This is a genomic window from Streptococcus tangpeifui (genome assembly GCF_044503215.1).
Lineage (GTDB): Bacteria > Bacillota > Bacilli > Lactobacillales > Streptococcaceae > Streptococcus > Streptococcus tangpeifui.
The window spans coordinates 884,312-898,538 of the sequence record NZ_CP172427.1; the positions used below are offsets into that span (position 1 = coordinate 884,312).

Here is a 14,227-nt window from a genome sequence, read left to right on the forward strand (position 1 = left end):
ATAAACAAGAACCTGCCCACTGAAAGAGAAGGGCAGGTTCTTTAACTATAATTAAACTACTGTTTTGGTAGCTCTTAAGCCTAATAACTTAAGCGTGACATTGTCCATCAGCACTACCCTTAAATGCACCAAATATCATACCATAGGGAAGACCTACTAGGGAACCTGCTACTGTTCCTACACCGGGAACCATACTACCTACTGTAGCACCAAAACTAGCACCAGCTAGTGCTCCTTCACCTAGACCAAGCAAAGCACCCGTTCTATCTTCACACTCACCAGCTTTTATAGTAGCAAGGGCTTCTGTATCTACTAGGTCAAATTGTTCTAAGGCTTGCATATCCATAATCTAAGACTCCTTTTAATCATTCAAACTTCCACTAAATTGGGTAGCAAGAGCTAATTAGCCAGCTGCACGGCAATAATCGTGTCTACCGTCTATATAACCTACGATAGCCCCGCCAATGCCACCAATAACACCACCAACAACGGCACCAGCAACACTACCTTCAGGACCAACACCAGAACCGATTGTTGCTCCAAGTGCCGCACCACCAAGTGCCCATATACCAACAGAACCTATCGTCCCATTAGTGCAAGAATCACCCGCTTTTACAGTAGAAAGCACTTCAGTATCCACTGCATCAAATTGTTCAAACGCCAAAGTATTCATTATAATACTCCCTCTATTTAAAATATCTCTTATATCCTCCAAAGCGAGTGGTACCAACTCATTTGTTGAATATACTTTCATTTTAATATAATTTAAATTAATTTCAAGAGAAAAGGTTATTCGTTAAGAGAGATTAACTATTCTGTAAAAAGATTAATAATTTTCTTGAATTTTTCTCAAACATTAGATGTCGAGCTTCTAACTAATACATACTGGCTAAGGAGTTATAACTGCTCTGTTGATTGGTTCTGCCAGCTAGGAAATTTGTAACCTGAAAACTAGATTGGGACATGACTTATAACTTGTATGTGTAACTATGATACTTGATTTCGTTTGGTAAAGCTAAGGAGTCATGGCTCAATGTCTACAGACATTATGTGGTAGAATAAGATGTAGAGAATCCAAAATTTCTTCCTATACTGATAATTTTTCGAAGCTACCTTTTCTTTTTGAGATAGGTTATAATAGAGAAACAGCTATGTGTAACTCAATATTGATTATGGGGGGATTTTATGCGGAAGTTTTTGCAGGTAAGTTTTTATGAAATGGCGTTTTATGTCGAAATTTTGATTTCCTTTATTTTAATGATTGTTCTTATCCTTGCGACTGGTTCTTTGGCTATGAATATTATGGGGGTTTTTCATTCTCAAGGGCCTATTGAAGACTATCTACAGCATTTTCTCAATCAAGCCATGAGTATTGCTATTGGTGTTGAGTTAATCAAAATGCTGAGTAAGCATACTTCGGCGACTGTCATTGAGGTTCTACTCTTTGCCATAGCGAGGCATGTTGTTGTCGATCAAAGCAGCGGTTTGAATTCTCTATGGAGTATTTTGGCGATTGTGGCCCTTTTTGCCACGCGTAAATATCTTTTCACTAATTTTGATGATTCTGCTAATATTATTGTCCGAGGAAGTCAAAAGGTTAAGATTGCTAATATTTTAGCGCGTGTTAATTTAGTTGGTGAAAAGGGTGAGTTATTGCGAGATTTTGTTGCCCGTCATTTGGAGGCTGAGGAAAAGCATGTTACGATTGGTGCAGCTGTTTATTTAAATGATGTCGCCTTGCGGGTTGACAGTATGAAAGATGGGGTGATTACAAGAGTAGAGATCATCAAGTCTCTTTCATAGTCTCTGATATTTTGAACATTTTTTAGAAAAGCTGGCGATTTTTATCATTCACTTAGTGATGTTCAAGTGTCAAAGACAAAATTTCCATAGTACCAAGAATTCGAGTCTTTAGGATATCTTGAAAAATGAAAAATCGCTTACAACTGAAGGAGAAGCAGTACCCATTATATTTGCTCAATTGTTCATATTCAACGGTTCTCTAGACTGTATAGACTGTAACACAGTAGGTGTTATACAAGCTCTTAGGACCTGGTCTTCAGTTGATCTGTCTATCTCCCTAGTAAATTTTGTTGCAAAATCAAAAGAGCTCCTGAAATGGGGCTCCTTTTTGGTTATTTAAGTGTTGCATTCATTAGCTAATAAAGTCATTGATTTCTGCTTCAATACTTGCAATTTTTTCTTTAGCATTAGCTTCAGAATCACCAACCGTTGCAATATAGAATTTGATTTTGGGTTCGGTACCGGATGGACGTACAGCAATCCAAGAATCATCGCTCAGATGATATTTGAGCACATTGCTTGGCGGTGTCGTTAATTTTTCAACGTTACCATCTTGGCTAGTGGCAGTTAGGTTTAAGAAGTCTTCGATTTTGACGATAGCTGTCTTATTGAAATCCTTAGGACCATTATTGCGGAACTTGTCCATAATCTTCTTAATTTCAGAGGCACCATCAACACCAGATAAGGTTACTGAAATTGTCTTTTCAGCATAGTAGCCATATTCCTTATAGATTTCAGCGATGCCATCGGCTAAAGTCATACCCCGAGAGCGATAGTAGGCTGCAATTTCAGCGACAATCAAGACAGCTTGGACAGCATCCTTATCACGAACGAACGGTTTGATGAGATAGCCGAAGCTTTCTTCAAAACCAAACATATAGGTATGATTGCCTGTATCTTCAAACTCTTGAATCTTTTCAGCGATGAATTTGAAACCGGTTAGAACATTGAACATGGTTGCACCGTAGCTTTGGGCAATCTTGGTTACCAATTCGGTTGAAACGATAGACTTACAAAGAGCCGCATTGGCTGGTAAAGTGCCTGCTGTTTTGTGAGCCTCTAAGATGTATTTAGCAATCAGTGCACCGATTTGATTACCTGAAAGGTTGAGGTAAGAGCCATCTGGTTGACGGATTTCAACACCGAGACGGTCAGCATCAGGGTCAGTTGCCACCAAGACATCAGCATCTACTTGGCGTCCCAGTTCCTCAGAAAGAGCAAAGGCTGATTGATTTTCTGGGTTTGGAGATTTGACGGTTGAGAAGTCGGGGTCAGCGACTGCTTGAGCCTCAACCACTTGGACGGAATCAAAGCCAGCTTGAGCTAGAGCCCGACGAGCCAGCATTTCACCTGTACCGTGAAGCGGTGTGTAGACAATTTTCATGTCTTTACCGTAGTCATCAATCAATTTTTGATTGATGTTCACACCTTTGACTTCTTTGAGGTATTCCTTATCAACATCTTCACCAATAACAGTAATAAGACCAGCCTCTTTTGCGGTTTCTAAATCAGCTAGTTGAATATCAAAAGGATTATCAATAGATCGGATAAAGTCTGTCAAGGCGTCGGCATCGTGAGGCGGCATTTGCCCACCATCTTCACCATAGACTTTGTAACCGTTAAATTGTTTAGGATTATGGCTGGCGGTTACCATGATACCGGCAAAAGTTCCCAGATGGCGAACAGCAAAGGATAGTTCAGGTGTTGGGCGCAAACTTTCAAAGACATAGGATTTAATACCGTGTTGAGCCAAGACTTGAGCTGATTCGAAGGCAAACTCAGGAGAGAAGTGACGGGAGTCATAAGCGATGGCTACTCCACGTTGTTTAATCGCTTGGTCTTTGGTTTCAATCAATTTCGCCAAACCTTCAGTTGCTTGGCGAACCACGTAGATATTGATACGGTTAGTCCCAGCACCAATAATACCCCGCATACCAGCTGTTCCAAATTCGAGGTTGGTGTAGAATGCATCTTCCTTGGTCTTTTCATCCATCTTGACAAGTTCGTCATGGAGATAATCGGGGAGTTCCGCATAGTTGAGCCATTTTTCATAGTTTTCAGTATAAGTCATGAGTGCCTCCTTTATCTTTTAAACGCTTTCATTATACCATATCATTAAGACAGCTTCAAGCTTGGACGGGGATGACGATGATCGCAAAAAAATAGCCAGAGAGGCTATTTTTCAGCATTTGTAGAGCTATTTAACTGAGGATTATTTTTTCAAACGTTGCAAGACTGGAACAGAGGCTGTTGTCAAGAGAGCAGCAATAATCATTTCAGCCAGAGCATTTGTGGTAAATACGGCAGCTAATAAATGCTGAATACTACCAGTGTAAACCCCAGAGAAAAGCAGATAGATACCTAAGAAAACAAAAATGGTATTCGTCAAGGAGCCGACAATGCCTGATAGAATCAATCCTGCTTTATTTTTTATTGTTTTATACATGAAATAAGGGAAAATCCCAATCAAAATCCGCGGAACAAGGGCAACAATCAAAGACTTCCAAGAACCATTGGGAGCAAATGGAGAAAAGAGATAGCTGGTTGGTAAGAGGATAACTGAATTTCTAATGATACTCATTATTCCCATAAAGCCGCCTAGACTGGCACCAATCTGAGGACCGTAGATAATAGAGGCGATGATGACAGGAATCATTGTCAAAGTTGGTTTGATGGGAAGAGCAAAGGTCGCAAAGATAATTTGACTGACAAATTCAATGACGACCATGGTGGCTAAGAGAAGAGCAGTTTGGGCAACTTTCTGAGACTTATTTCTACGATTCATTTAGAACCTCCTCGATTCTTTTAACAATCGTTGAAAGATCTGCAAGGGCACCGCGGCCGGTATCTCCGCAGGCCAATTGGCTGGAGCGCGGTTCGATTTCCTGATAGCCAACTTCTTTAAGTATTGATAGATTCCGCTGGGTGAGAGGATTGTCGTACATCTTGGTATTCATAGCGGGGGCAACTAGTTTTGGCAGGCCACTAGGAAGAGCTAGGGCAGTTGCCGTTACTAGATTATCCGCAAGGCCATTAGCTAATTTGGCTAAGGTATTGGCAGAAGCAGGGGCAACGATGAAAAGATCGGCTTCCTTAGCTAGGTCGATATGGTTGATGCGATCTGGTTGCTCCTCGATCATGACATCGAGGTAGACGCGCTGTTTTGAAAGGACCTGTAAGGTCAGTGGAGTGATAAAGTCTGTCGCTGCCTGGGACATGATAACTTGAACGCTGTAATCTAATTTTCTGAGCTGATTGGTTAAATCTGCTGCCTTGTAGGCTGAGATAGACCCCGTTACAGCAAGTAGGATGTTTTTAGTCATGTGCGATTATCCTTTCGTAAATTTTCTGAGCAATTTCTGCCTTTGTGTGAGCCAGTCCTTCTGTACTTTCATCAACCAGATAAGCGATATGCTGCTGGTCATTAATATTGGTCAAGTCATTGGCGATGATGCATTCGGCTTGGTTACGTTTGAGACTGTCTCTAGCAACTGCAATAAGCTCTTCTTTAGGAACATCAACTAAGAGCTTAAAGCCCACCAGACGGATAGAAGGGTTCCATTTCTTGACCAGACTGATAATCTTTGGTGTCTTTTTAAGAAAGAGCACTTGTGTATCCGCTACCGATGAAATCTTAGCTTCTTGATTACTTTTCTTTAATAATTGGTTCACATCGCGAGTTTTCTGAAGCTCAGTCAAGTCGGTCATGTAGATAGGAGTATAATCGGAAACTGCCATAGAATGGATGAAGACCTGATGCGTCTTCACCAAGGGTTCCAAAGTTGCTTGGAGGCTAGCAACGTCACTGACAATTTTGAGAGTCAGGCCATCTTGCTTCTGGGGTTTCGCTGCAGCCTTGGTTGTAACAAGAGTAACCTGATGGCCATTTTGCAGGAAGAGTTCCGTTATCATTTTGCCTAGGTTACCTGAAGAATGATTAGTAATCGAACGGACTTGGTCAATTTTTTCAGATGTACCGCCCGATGTGATTAGAATTTTCATAGGACGATTATACTAAAAAGTCCTATTTTAGTAAACGATTTGATAGGCTAAGGATAACAATCTTTATAGGACTTATTGAAGGTATTAAAGCCGAACGATAAAAAATAAATTATAGGAAACATGCGTATTTTTTATAATGTCTGTTATAATGGTTTTATCCTATTAAAAGCGAGGTATTTCATGAAGTCTGATATTGAAATTGCACAGGATGTTAAGCTCCAGCCTATTGCTCAAGTTGCTAAGAAAGTCGGCATTGAGACTGATGATTTAGAATTGTATGGCAAGCACAAAGCTAAGATTTCTTTTGATAAAATCAAGAGTTTGAAAAATCAGGAAGCTGGTAAATTAATTTTGGTAACAGCCATCAATCCAACACCAGCGGGTGAAGGGAAATCGACTGTGACCATCGGTTTAGCTGATGCCCTTAATCAACTGGGTAAGAAAACCATGATTGCCTTACGGGAGCCTTCTTTGGGTCCGGTAATGGGAATCAAAGGAGGAGCTGCTGGGGGCGGTTATGCTCAAGTTCTGCCCATGGAAGATATCAATCTCCACTTTACTGGTGATATGCATGCCATCACAACGGCTAATAACGCCTTATCTGCTCTAATTGATAATCACCTCCATCAAGGCAATGAGCTGGGCATTGATCAGCGGCGGATTATTTGGAAACGGGTTGTGGATCTGAATGATCGTGCCCTACGCCATGTAACTGTTGGCTTAGGCAGTCCAGTCAATGGGATTCCGCGGGAAGACGGTTTTGATATCACCGTGGCTTCGGAAATCATGGCTATTCTCTGTCTGGCAACAGATCTTAAGGACCTCAAGGAGCGTTTGTCAAATATTGTTATTGGTTATCGCTATGATCGTAGTCCGGTTTATGTTCGAGACCTTAAAGTTGAGGGAGCCTTGACCTTGATTTTGAAAGATGCTATTAAACCGAATCTAGTCCAAACTATCTATGGAACACCGGCTCTAGTTCATGGCGGTCCATTTGCGAATATTGCACATGGCTGTAACTCAGTACTGGCGACGACTACGGCTCTTGCTTTAGCGGACTATGCTGTTACTGAGGCTGGTTTTGGAGCTGATTTAGGAGCGGAAAAATTCCTCGACATCAAGACACCAAATCTACCAAAGTCTCCAGATGCTGTGGTTATTGTGGCAACTCTACGGGCTCTCAAGATGCATGGTGGGGTTGCTAAGGCCGATTTAATGAAGGAAAATGTTCAGGCGGTTAAGACTGGTTTTGCTAACCTCAAACGCCATGTGGAGAATATTCGTAAATTTGGCTTGCCGCTTGTCGTAGCTATCAATGAATTTGTTTCGGATACTAAAGAGGAGATTGCAGCCCTTAAAGAGCTTTGTGAGCAAATGGCTGTACCCATTGAATTGACCAGTGTCTGGGCAGATGGTGCTGAGGGAGGACAAGCTTTGGCTAAACGCTTAGTTGAGCTAGTCGAACACCAAACCAGCGACTATCACCGTCTCTATGATAACGGAGCTAGTTTGGAAGAAAAGATTGCGACGATTGTCAAAGAAATCTATGGTGGAAAGGGAGTCGAGTTTACAGCTAAGGCTAAGGTGCAACTCAAGCAATTTCAAGCTAACGGCTGGGATAAGCTACCTGTCTGTATGGCCAAAACCCAGTATTCTTTCTCAGATAATCAACATTTACTAGGGGCACCTAATGATTTCACCATTACTATCAGCGAGTTGGTTCCTAAAACGGGTGCAGGTTTTATTGTTGCCCTAACTGGCAATGTCATGACTATGCCTGGCTTGCCTAAGCAACCAGCCGCTCTTAAGATGGATGTTGACGAAGATGGCACAGCTTTGGGATTGTTCTGATCAGGTGAAATTCTCTGTTAATAACATTACCAAGGATTTTTAAGCAGGTGGTATTGTTAAAACTTAATCTGTGCATCAGTTGATGCGTCTCACATACAAAAAAATCGCAGATTTCCTTCTGTGATTTTTTTCGTAGCAGATTTCTGACAAGTGGTCATAAGCCTTGCTATAATAATTACTATCACTAAAAGGAGCCATACCATGAAAACTTATGATATGATTGTTATCGGTTTTGGTAAAGCTGGTAAGACACTGGCTGCTAAAACAGCCGCTCAGGGAAAATCTGTTGCTATGATTGAAGCAGATGCGACGATGTACGGCGGTACCTGTATCAATATCGGTTGTATTCCAACCAAGGTTCTTATTCATGCTGCGGAGACAGGGCATGATTTTAAATCAGCAATGGCAGAAAGAGAAGTGGTAACTTCTCGTCTGCGTGCTAAGAATTTTGCTATGTTAGACAATGCGGCAACAGCGGATGTTTACAATGCCAAAGCGCGCTTTCTTGCTGATAAAGTTGTGGAAATTTCATCGGATAATCAAACTGAGAAACTAACAGCAGAAGTTATTATTATCAATACAGGCGCTGTTTCTAATGTTCTTCCTATCCCTGGTCTGACCGAAAGCAAGCAAGTCTATGATTCTACGGGTATTCAAACTCTGAAAGAGCAGTCTAAGCGTTTGGGAATTATCGGTGGGGGCAATATTGGTTTAGAATTCGCTAGTCTATACGCTAAACTCGGCTCTGAAGTGACTGTTTTGACCCTCTGACACGCATTTTTAGTCGTGAAGAAGAGGAGATTTCTGCTCTTGCACAAAAGTATATGGAAGAAGCAGGCGTGAGATTTGAACTAGGTTCGAATATTTCACAAGTTTCTAATGAAGAAAAGTCAGTCCTTATTACGACACAAAACGGAACTTATTCCTTCGATGCTGTATTGTATGCGACAGGCGGTTTGCAATTTACCTATGTTTCTTTAGATGATTTTCGTATTGTCTGGAATTATCTAAATGGGGATAAGTCTTATTCTAATAAGAACCGGCACCATATTCCAAATACGACCTTTATCAATCCACCGCTTGCGCGTGTGGGGCTTGATGAGGCTCAAGCTAAAGCACAGGGCTTGCCTTATAAGGCTAACGTTCTGCCCGTTGCGGGTATGCCGCGTGCTCATGTTAATGCTGACTTGCGCGGTATTTTCAAAGTAGTGGTGGATACTAATACCAGGCTTATTTTGGGAGCGACTCTTTTTGGAGCAGAATCGCAAGAGTTAATCAATCTTATCACTATGGCTATGGATAATCAGGTTCCGTATACTTATTTTCAAAAGCAAATTTTCACGCATCCAACGATGGCTGAAAATTTGAATGATCTTTTTAATTTTTAACAAATGAGGCAGGAAAAATATTTTTTCTGTCTCAACTTTTTTACCTTAATCTTGTGATATAATGATAGGAAACTAATCTATGAAGGAGGAGATTGTCATAGACGAAGAAACAAAAACAAGGCGGCTCTTAAAACGAGGTCAACGGAGCTTACTGCGGGGGATTTTTAGCCGGACAACGGTCATTGTACTGCTTTTGATTTTGCAACTTTACGTGATTGCATCGGGTTATGTGTGGTTTCAACAATACCAAATTCATATTCAAATTGCTGGCTTACTTATTGCTGTTGCTTCGGTTCTCTATTTAATTAATAGTGATATGGATAGTACGGCTAAGCTGACCTGGATGCTGGTTGTTTTACCCATGCCAGTTTTGGGAGGTCTCTTCCTGCTCTACACTAAGATTGACTGGGGCTATAATGGCATGAAGCGACAGTTAAAGGGGAATGTTGAAAAGACCGTTCCCTTACTCCGTCAAAATGATTCAGTCTTAGCCGAATTAAAGACCTCTCACAGTACAGCTTTTAATCTGGCTAAGTATCTCAGCTTTGGGGATAATCATTTCCCGGTTTATAAAAATAGCCAAGTTACCTATTTCTCATCTGGGGAGGAAAAATTTGCTGAACTCAAGAAGCAACTGCGTCAGGCTAAGCACTACATTTTTATGGAATACTTCATCATTGATGAGGGGCTGATGTGGGGTGAAATTCTATCCATTTTGGAAGAGAAGGTAGCTGAAGGCGTTGAAGTTCGAGTGATGTATGACGGTATGATCGAAATGACTACCTTGAGCTTTGATTACAGCAAGCGACTTGAACGTTTGGGGATTCAATCACGGGCCTTTGCTCCTTTATCACCTTTCCTATCAACCTATTACAACTACCGTGACCACCGTAAAATTGTCGTTATTGACGGTGAAGTTGCCTTCACTGGTGGGGTCAATCTGGCCGATGAATATATCAATGAAATTGAACGCTTCGGTCATTGGAAAGATACGGCTATTATGGTTCGTGGACATGCCGTTGATACTTTCTTGATTCTGTTCTTACAAATGTGGAAAACTATTAAAGATGACGGAACAGAAGTAGAAGCCTATTTAGGTCAACATGCCAATAAGCTCTCGACTGATGGCTTTATTATTCCCTTTGGTGACTCGCCTATGGATAATGAAAAAGTTGGCGAGAATGTTTATATCGATATTCTCAATCAGGCGCGTGATTACGTGCATATCATGACGCCTTATCTCATTTTAGATAGTGAAATGGAGCATGCTCTCAAGTTTGCAGCTGAGCGGGGTGTGGATGTTAAAATTATTATGCCGGGTATTCCTGATAAGCAGGTGCCATATTATTTGGCTAAAACCTACTACAAATCATTGATGGCTTCGGGGGTGAAAATTTATGAATACAGCCCAGGATTTGTGCATGCCAAGGTCTTTGTAGCTGATGATAGTCGTTCGGTTGTCGGGACTATTAACCTAGATTACCGCAGCCTCTACCACCATTTTGAGTGTGCTGCCTACCTTTATCATTCTTCGGAAATTCCTAAGATTGAGCGAGACTTCCAGAAGACTTTGGCTGATTGTCGTCAAGTAACCGAGCAAAGTCTTAAGGAATTGCCAGTTTCAGTCAAAGCAATTGGAGCAGTCGTTAAGGCCATTGCTCCCTTGCTTTAGAATCTGTCCTATGTTACAATGTGACTATGCGATGAGTCGATTTGGTCTTTTAGGCCAATTGCGCAGGGAGGTCATTAACGCAGGAGCGGACCTTGATAGTCTGTGTGAACCTTTCTATCACACTGAATAAGTGCCCTTGAACCTAGGCGAGAGTCTAGGTTTTTTGTGTCAATTCAAAAAGCTATCAAAATGTGATGAAAGATTACTATACATCAGACTGCCTTTTAAAGTAAGGAACCCTTCTTTCTAACATATTAGCACTTATCAGGGGGTTCTGAGGTTTTTAATATCTTTGTATTTCTTGATAAAAGCTGGTTTGGACTTTTCAAGGTTCTTAAAAAGGTGTATAATGAATCTATTATAAATTTTTAGAAAATTTTGACGAACATTCTATGAGGAAGGTCTAAACTATGGGATACACAGTAGCTGTTGTTGGTGCCACAGGTGCCGTTGGAACTCGCATGATTCAACAATTGGAGCAGTCCAGTCTGCCGATTGATAAAGTGCGCCTTTTGTCATCCAGCCGTTCAGCAGGTAAGGTTCTTAACTATAAGGGACAGGATATAACAGTTGAATTGACGACAGAGGATTCTTTTGCAGGGGTTGACATTGCTCTCTTTTCTGCAGGTGGTTCTGTCTCAGCTAAGTTTGCTCCCTATGCCGTTAAAGCAGGAGCTGTTGTTGTGGATAACACCTCTTATTTCCGGCAAAATCCTGATGTCCCTTTAGTTGTTCCAGAAGTCAATGCTCATGCTTTGGAAGCTCACAATGGGATTGTCTCTTGTCCTAACTGTTCAACAATCCAAATGATGGTAGCTTTGGAGCCTATTCGGCAAAAATGGGGCTTAGAACGTGTCATTGTTTCTACCTATCAGGCAGTTTCAGGTGCCGGTCAATCAGCTATCAATGAAACTGAACGTGAACTCAAGGAAGTCCTCAATGATGGTAAGGATCCTAAAGACATCGAGGCAGATATTTTGCCAACAGGTGGCGATAAGAAACATTATCCCATCGCTTTCAATGCATTGGCCCAGATTGATGTCTTCACTGCTAATGATTACACCTATGAAGAAATGAAGATGACTAATGAGACGAAGAAAATCATGGAAGATGACTCGATTGCTGTTTCAGCAACTTGTGTGCGGATTCCTGTTCTCTTGGCTCACTCAGAATCTGTTTATATTGAAACCAAGGAAGTCGCACCGATTGAAGAGGTAAAGGCAGCTATCGCCAATTTTCCAGGGGCTGTTTTGGAAGATGATGTGGCCCATCAAGTTTATCCACAAGCAGTCAATGCTGTCGGTAAACGAGAAACCTTTGTCGGTCGGATTCGTAAGGACTTAGATGTCGAAAAAGGTATTCACATGTGGGTCGTTTCTGACAATCTGCTTAAAGGAGCAGCTTGGAACTCTGTGCAAATTGCAGAAACGCTCCATGAAAAAGGCCTGGTTCGTCCAACAAAGGATTTAAAATTTGAATTGAAATAAGTTGTACTTGAGGTATCATATAAAAGAAAAGAGCTTTAGAAAGTCAATTGGCCAAACAAAACAATCGTTAAATGCAAGCCTATAAGTTCTAACTCTGTCTCATTTCAATTTTCTCTGACTATCTAGCTACACTGGGGTCTGGGACAGGAGTCTCCAGCCCTCTTTTTATAATGAAAATATTGGTCGAACCCTACTGAGGGGAATGACCTTGGTTCAAGCATAATTAGGAGGTTATTATGACTGCGCAAGAATCCATCCAACAACTGCGTCATGCGAAACTTATTACGGCAATGATTACGCCCTTTAATCCTGATGGCTCTATCAACTTTGAGGCTTTGCCTGATTTAGTTGAACATCTCTTGACCCACCACACTCAAGGTCTGCTTTTAGCTGGGACAACTGCCGAAAGTCCTACTTTGACTCACGATGAGGAATTGGAGCTTTTTAAGGCAGTGCAAAAAATTGTCAATGGACGTGTGCCTCTAATCGCTGGGGTGGGTACTAATGATACCCGAGATTCTGTTGATTTTGCCAAGGAAGTTGCTGCCTTTGGCGGTTTTGCAGCTGGTTTAGCTATCGTCCCTTATTATAATAAACCCTCCCAAGAAGGAATGTATCAGCATTTCAAGGCTATTGCAGATGCCAGTGACCTCCCTATTATTATTTATAATATTCCGGGTCGGGTCGTGGTAGAAATGGCTCCAGATACTATGCTGCGCTTGGCAGAACATCCTAATATCATTGGAGTTAAGGAGTGCACTAGTCTGGATAATATGGCTTATCTGATTGAACATAAGCCTGATGATTTCTTGATTTATACTGGTGAAGATGGTGAAGCTTTCCATGCCATGAATATCGGAGCTGATGGTGTGATTTCAGTGGCTAGTCATTCTAATGGGGAAGAAATGTATCAAATGTTGCAGGCTATTGAGCAGAATGACATCAAGAGAGCTGCTGGTATTCAACGTAAATTCATTCCTAAAGTTAATGCTCTCTTTTCTGTTCCAAGTCCGGCTCCTGTCAAGGCTGTTCTCAATCATCTGGGCTTTGACGTTGGCCCTTTACGCTTACCTCTAGTATCTTGCACACCAGAAGAAGAAAAACGCATTATCAAGGTAGTCTTAGAAGAAGACATCGAAGCCACTCGTCAAACGGTGACAGGTGTTGTGCGTCCAGATTACTAATGCTGGGCTTTAGCGACTTAGAACTGACGGACACTTAGCTTGACAAAAGTGACTAAGCCAAGGATAATGGTTGTAGTGAGGGTGTCTAAACTCAGATATCTTCCTCTATTATTTGCGGAAGGAAGTTCAGTATTCTATTGTCTGTCAGTTTTCTTCCCAGCTTTTAAAAGCTTCGAGTTATCTAAGAGTTGAATTTCTGAATAGAAAAGAGGCAATTTCATGCAAATTACCAAACGCAGCGGTCAAGTTGTTGAATTTGATCCAGATAAAATTTATCAGGCTATTCTCAAGGCGGCTCAATCTGTCTTTGTCCTTGATGATAAGCTTCGTCAAGAGTTGGCAGAAGTCACCAAGAAGGTTGTGATTGATTTGGAGGAAGCTCATGCTGACCGTCCAACTATCTCGATGGTGCAATCTCAAGTTGAAAATCGTCTCATGGATGCCGGTTATATTAATATTGCGGAGCATTATATTTCCTACCGTTTACAAAGAGATTTGGAACGCAATGGTTATGGGAATCAAATTGCAGTTCACTTGCGTTTTGAAAAATTGAAATAACGTTTAAAAGACTGGATAAAAACTTGTCCAGTCTTCTTGTTTTAGAGTAAACTTTTGGTGCAGTGGGTGGAGAAAGACTTTCTTGGCTAGACCTAGACCAAGAAAGTCTTGCCCCTGCAAGTTCATTAGCTGTGAACACTGCTGACAGATTTTCCTTTTGCCGCAAGGTCAAAGCAGAAAACCTGGTCAACCGTGCGGGGGTGAGAGTGAAACAGTCAGGGGAGAGACCGTTTCAGGTCACCACTTTAAAATTAGGATGTGGGAAAGAACCCAAAATTTTCA

12 protein-coding genes and 1 pseudogene are annotated in these 14,227 nt (G+C 41.4%); 7 read left to right on the forward strand and 6 right to left on the reverse strand.

The window, feature by feature from the left end:
- Positions 1–88 precede the first annotated feature (88 nt).
- Positions 89–346 carry a ComC/BlpC family peptide pheromone/bacteriocin gene (locus tag ACFSN5_RS04090; RefSeq protein WP_165329415.1) on the reverse strand — a complete coding sequence of 86 codons (258 nt, stop codon included), beginning with the start codon at positions 344–346 and terminating at the stop codon, positions 89–91.
- A 57-nt stretch (positions 347–403) separates the two neighbouring features.
- The gene (locus ACFSN5_RS04095) at positions 404–673 is read right to left on the reverse strand and encodes a Blp family class II bacteriocin (RefSeq protein WP_165212792.1); all 270 of its coding nucleotides are present in this window, start codon (positions 671–673) and stop codon (positions 404–406) included.
- Positions 674–1,185: 512 nt separating this feature from the next.
- Between ACFSN5_RS04095 and ACFSN5_RS04100 the strand changes: the two genes are divergently transcribed.
- A complete protein-coding gene (locus ACFSN5_RS04100) occupies positions 1,186–1,803 on the forward strand; it encodes a phosphate-starvation-inducible PsiE family protein (protein WP_165212794.1) in 618 nt (205 codons plus the stop codon).
- A 352-nt stretch (positions 1,804–2,155) separates the two neighbouring features.
- Here ACFSN5_RS04100 and ACFSN5_RS04105 read toward each other — a convergent pair whose 3' ends face one another.
- The 4 genes from ACFSN5_RS04105 to ACFSN5_RS04120 all read right to left on the reverse strand — a co-directional run bounded on the left by ACFSN5_RS04105 (position 2,156) and on the right by ACFSN5_RS04120 (position 5,805).
- Positions 2,156–3,874, reverse strand: coding sequence for a phospho-sugar mutase (locus tag ACFSN5_RS04105; RefSeq protein WP_165212796.1), 1,719 nt, complete (start codon positions 3,872–3,874; stop codon positions 2,156–2,158).
- 141 nt (positions 3,875–4,015) lie between these two features.
- Positions 4,016–4,588: an ECF transporter S component gene (locus ACFSN5_RS04110; RefSeq protein WP_165212798.1), complete on the reverse strand. Its 573-nt coding sequence runs from the start codon at positions 4,586–4,588 to the stop codon at positions 4,016–4,018.
- Positions 4,578–5,126, reverse strand: a complete 549-nt coding sequence (gene coaC / locus ACFSN5_RS04115; RefSeq protein WP_165212799.1) for a phosphopantothenoylcysteine decarboxylase — start codon at positions 5,124–5,126, stop codon at positions 4,578–4,580. Before coaC ends, ACFSN5_RS04110 begins: the two co-directional genes overlap by 11 nt.
- The gene (locus ACFSN5_RS04120; protein ID WP_165329414.1) at positions 5,119–5,805 is read right to left on the reverse strand and encodes a phosphopantothenate--cysteine ligase; all 687 of its coding nucleotides are present in this window, start codon (positions 5,803–5,805) and stop codon (positions 5,119–5,121) included. Before ACFSN5_RS04120 ends, coaC begins: the two co-directional genes overlap by 8 nt.
- Before the next feature lie 180 nt (positions 5,806–5,985).
- Here ACFSN5_RS04120 and ACFSN5_RS04125 point away from each other — a divergent pair, with 180 nt between their 5' ends.
- From ACFSN5_RS04125 to ACFSN5_RS04150, 6 genes and pseudogenes are all read left to right on the forward strand, one after another.
- On the forward strand, positions 5,986–7,656 hold the full coding sequence (locus ACFSN5_RS04125; protein ID WP_165212803.1) for a formate--tetrahydrofolate ligase: 1,671 nt from the start codon (positions 5,986–5,988) through the stop codon (positions 7,654–7,656).
- Positions 7,657–7,857: 201 nt separating this feature from the next.
- Positions 7,858–9,044: pseudogene (locus tag ACFSN5_RS04130) on the forward strand (FAD-dependent oxidoreductase).
- 151 nt (positions 9,045–9,195) lie between these two features.
- Complete coding sequence (cls, locus tag ACFSN5_RS04135) at positions 9,196–10,716, forward strand: cardiolipin synthase (protein WP_165212849.1); 1,521 nt, start codon at positions 9,196–9,198, stop codon at positions 10,714–10,716.
- Between the two features lie 410 nt (positions 10,717–11,126).
- Positions 11,127–12,203, forward strand: coding sequence for an aspartate-semialdehyde dehydrogenase (locus ACFSN5_RS04140; RefSeq protein WP_165212811.1), 1,077 nt, complete (start codon positions 11,127–11,129; stop codon positions 12,201–12,203).
- Between the two features lie 236 nt (positions 12,204–12,439).
- On the forward strand, positions 12,440–13,387 hold the full coding sequence (gene dapA / locus ACFSN5_RS04145; RefSeq protein WP_165212812.1) for a 4-hydroxy-tetrahydrodipicolinate synthase: 948 nt from the start codon (positions 12,440–12,442) through the stop codon (positions 13,385–13,387).
- A 219-nt stretch (positions 13,388–13,606) separates the two neighbouring features.
- A complete protein-coding gene (locus ACFSN5_RS04150; RefSeq protein WP_004229942.1) occupies positions 13,607–13,945 on the forward strand; it encodes an ATP cone domain-containing protein in 339 nt (112 codons plus the stop codon).
- Positions 13,946–14,227: the final 282 nt, after the last annotated feature.

Excerpts from the sequence above, each read along its gene's own strand:
- ACFSN5_RS04095 (WP_165212792.1), bottom strand. The coding sequence starts at position 673 with ATGAATACTTTGGCGTTTGAACAATTTGATGCAGTGGATACTGAAGTG.
- ACFSN5_RS04100 (WP_165212794.1), top strand. The coding sequence starts at position 1,186 with ATGCGGAAGTTTTTGCAGGTAAGTTTTTATGAAATGGCGTTTTATGTC.
- ACFSN5_RS04125 (WP_165212803.1), top strand. The coding sequence starts at position 5,986 with ATGAAGTCTGATATTGAAATTGCACAGGATGTTAAGCTCCAGCCTATT.
- ACFSN5_RS04150 (WP_004229942.1), top strand. The coding sequence starts at position 13,607 with ATGCAAATTACCAAACGCAGCGGTCAAGTTGTTGAATTTGATCCAGAT.
- ACFSN5_RS04140 (WP_165212811.1), top strand. The coding sequence starts at position 11,127 with ATGGGATACACAGTAGCTGTTGTTGGTGCCACAGGTGCCGTTGGAACT.
- ACFSN5_RS04105 (WP_165212796.1), bottom strand. The coding sequence starts at position 3,874 with ATGACTTATACTGAAAACTATGAAAAATGGCTCAACTATGCGGAACTC.
- coaC (WP_165212799.1), bottom strand. The coding sequence starts at position 5,126 with ATGACTAAAAACATCCTACTTGCTGTAACGGGGTCTATCTCAGCCTAC.
- dapA (WP_165212812.1), top strand. The coding sequence starts at position 12,440 with ATGACTGCGCAAGAATCCATCCAACAACTGCGTCATGCGAAACTTATT.
- ACFSN5_RS04110 (WP_165212798.1), bottom strand. The coding sequence starts at position 4,588 with ATGAATCGTAGAAATAAGTCTCAGAAAGTTGCCCAAACTGCTCTTCTC.
- ACFSN5_RS04120 (WP_165329414.1), bottom strand. The coding sequence starts at position 5,805 with ATGAAAATTCTAATCACATCGGGCGGTACATCTGAAAAAATTGACCAA.
- ACFSN5_RS04090 (WP_165329415.1), bottom strand. The coding sequence starts at position 346 with ATGGATATGCAAGCCTTAGAACAATTTGACCTAGTAGATACAGAAGCC.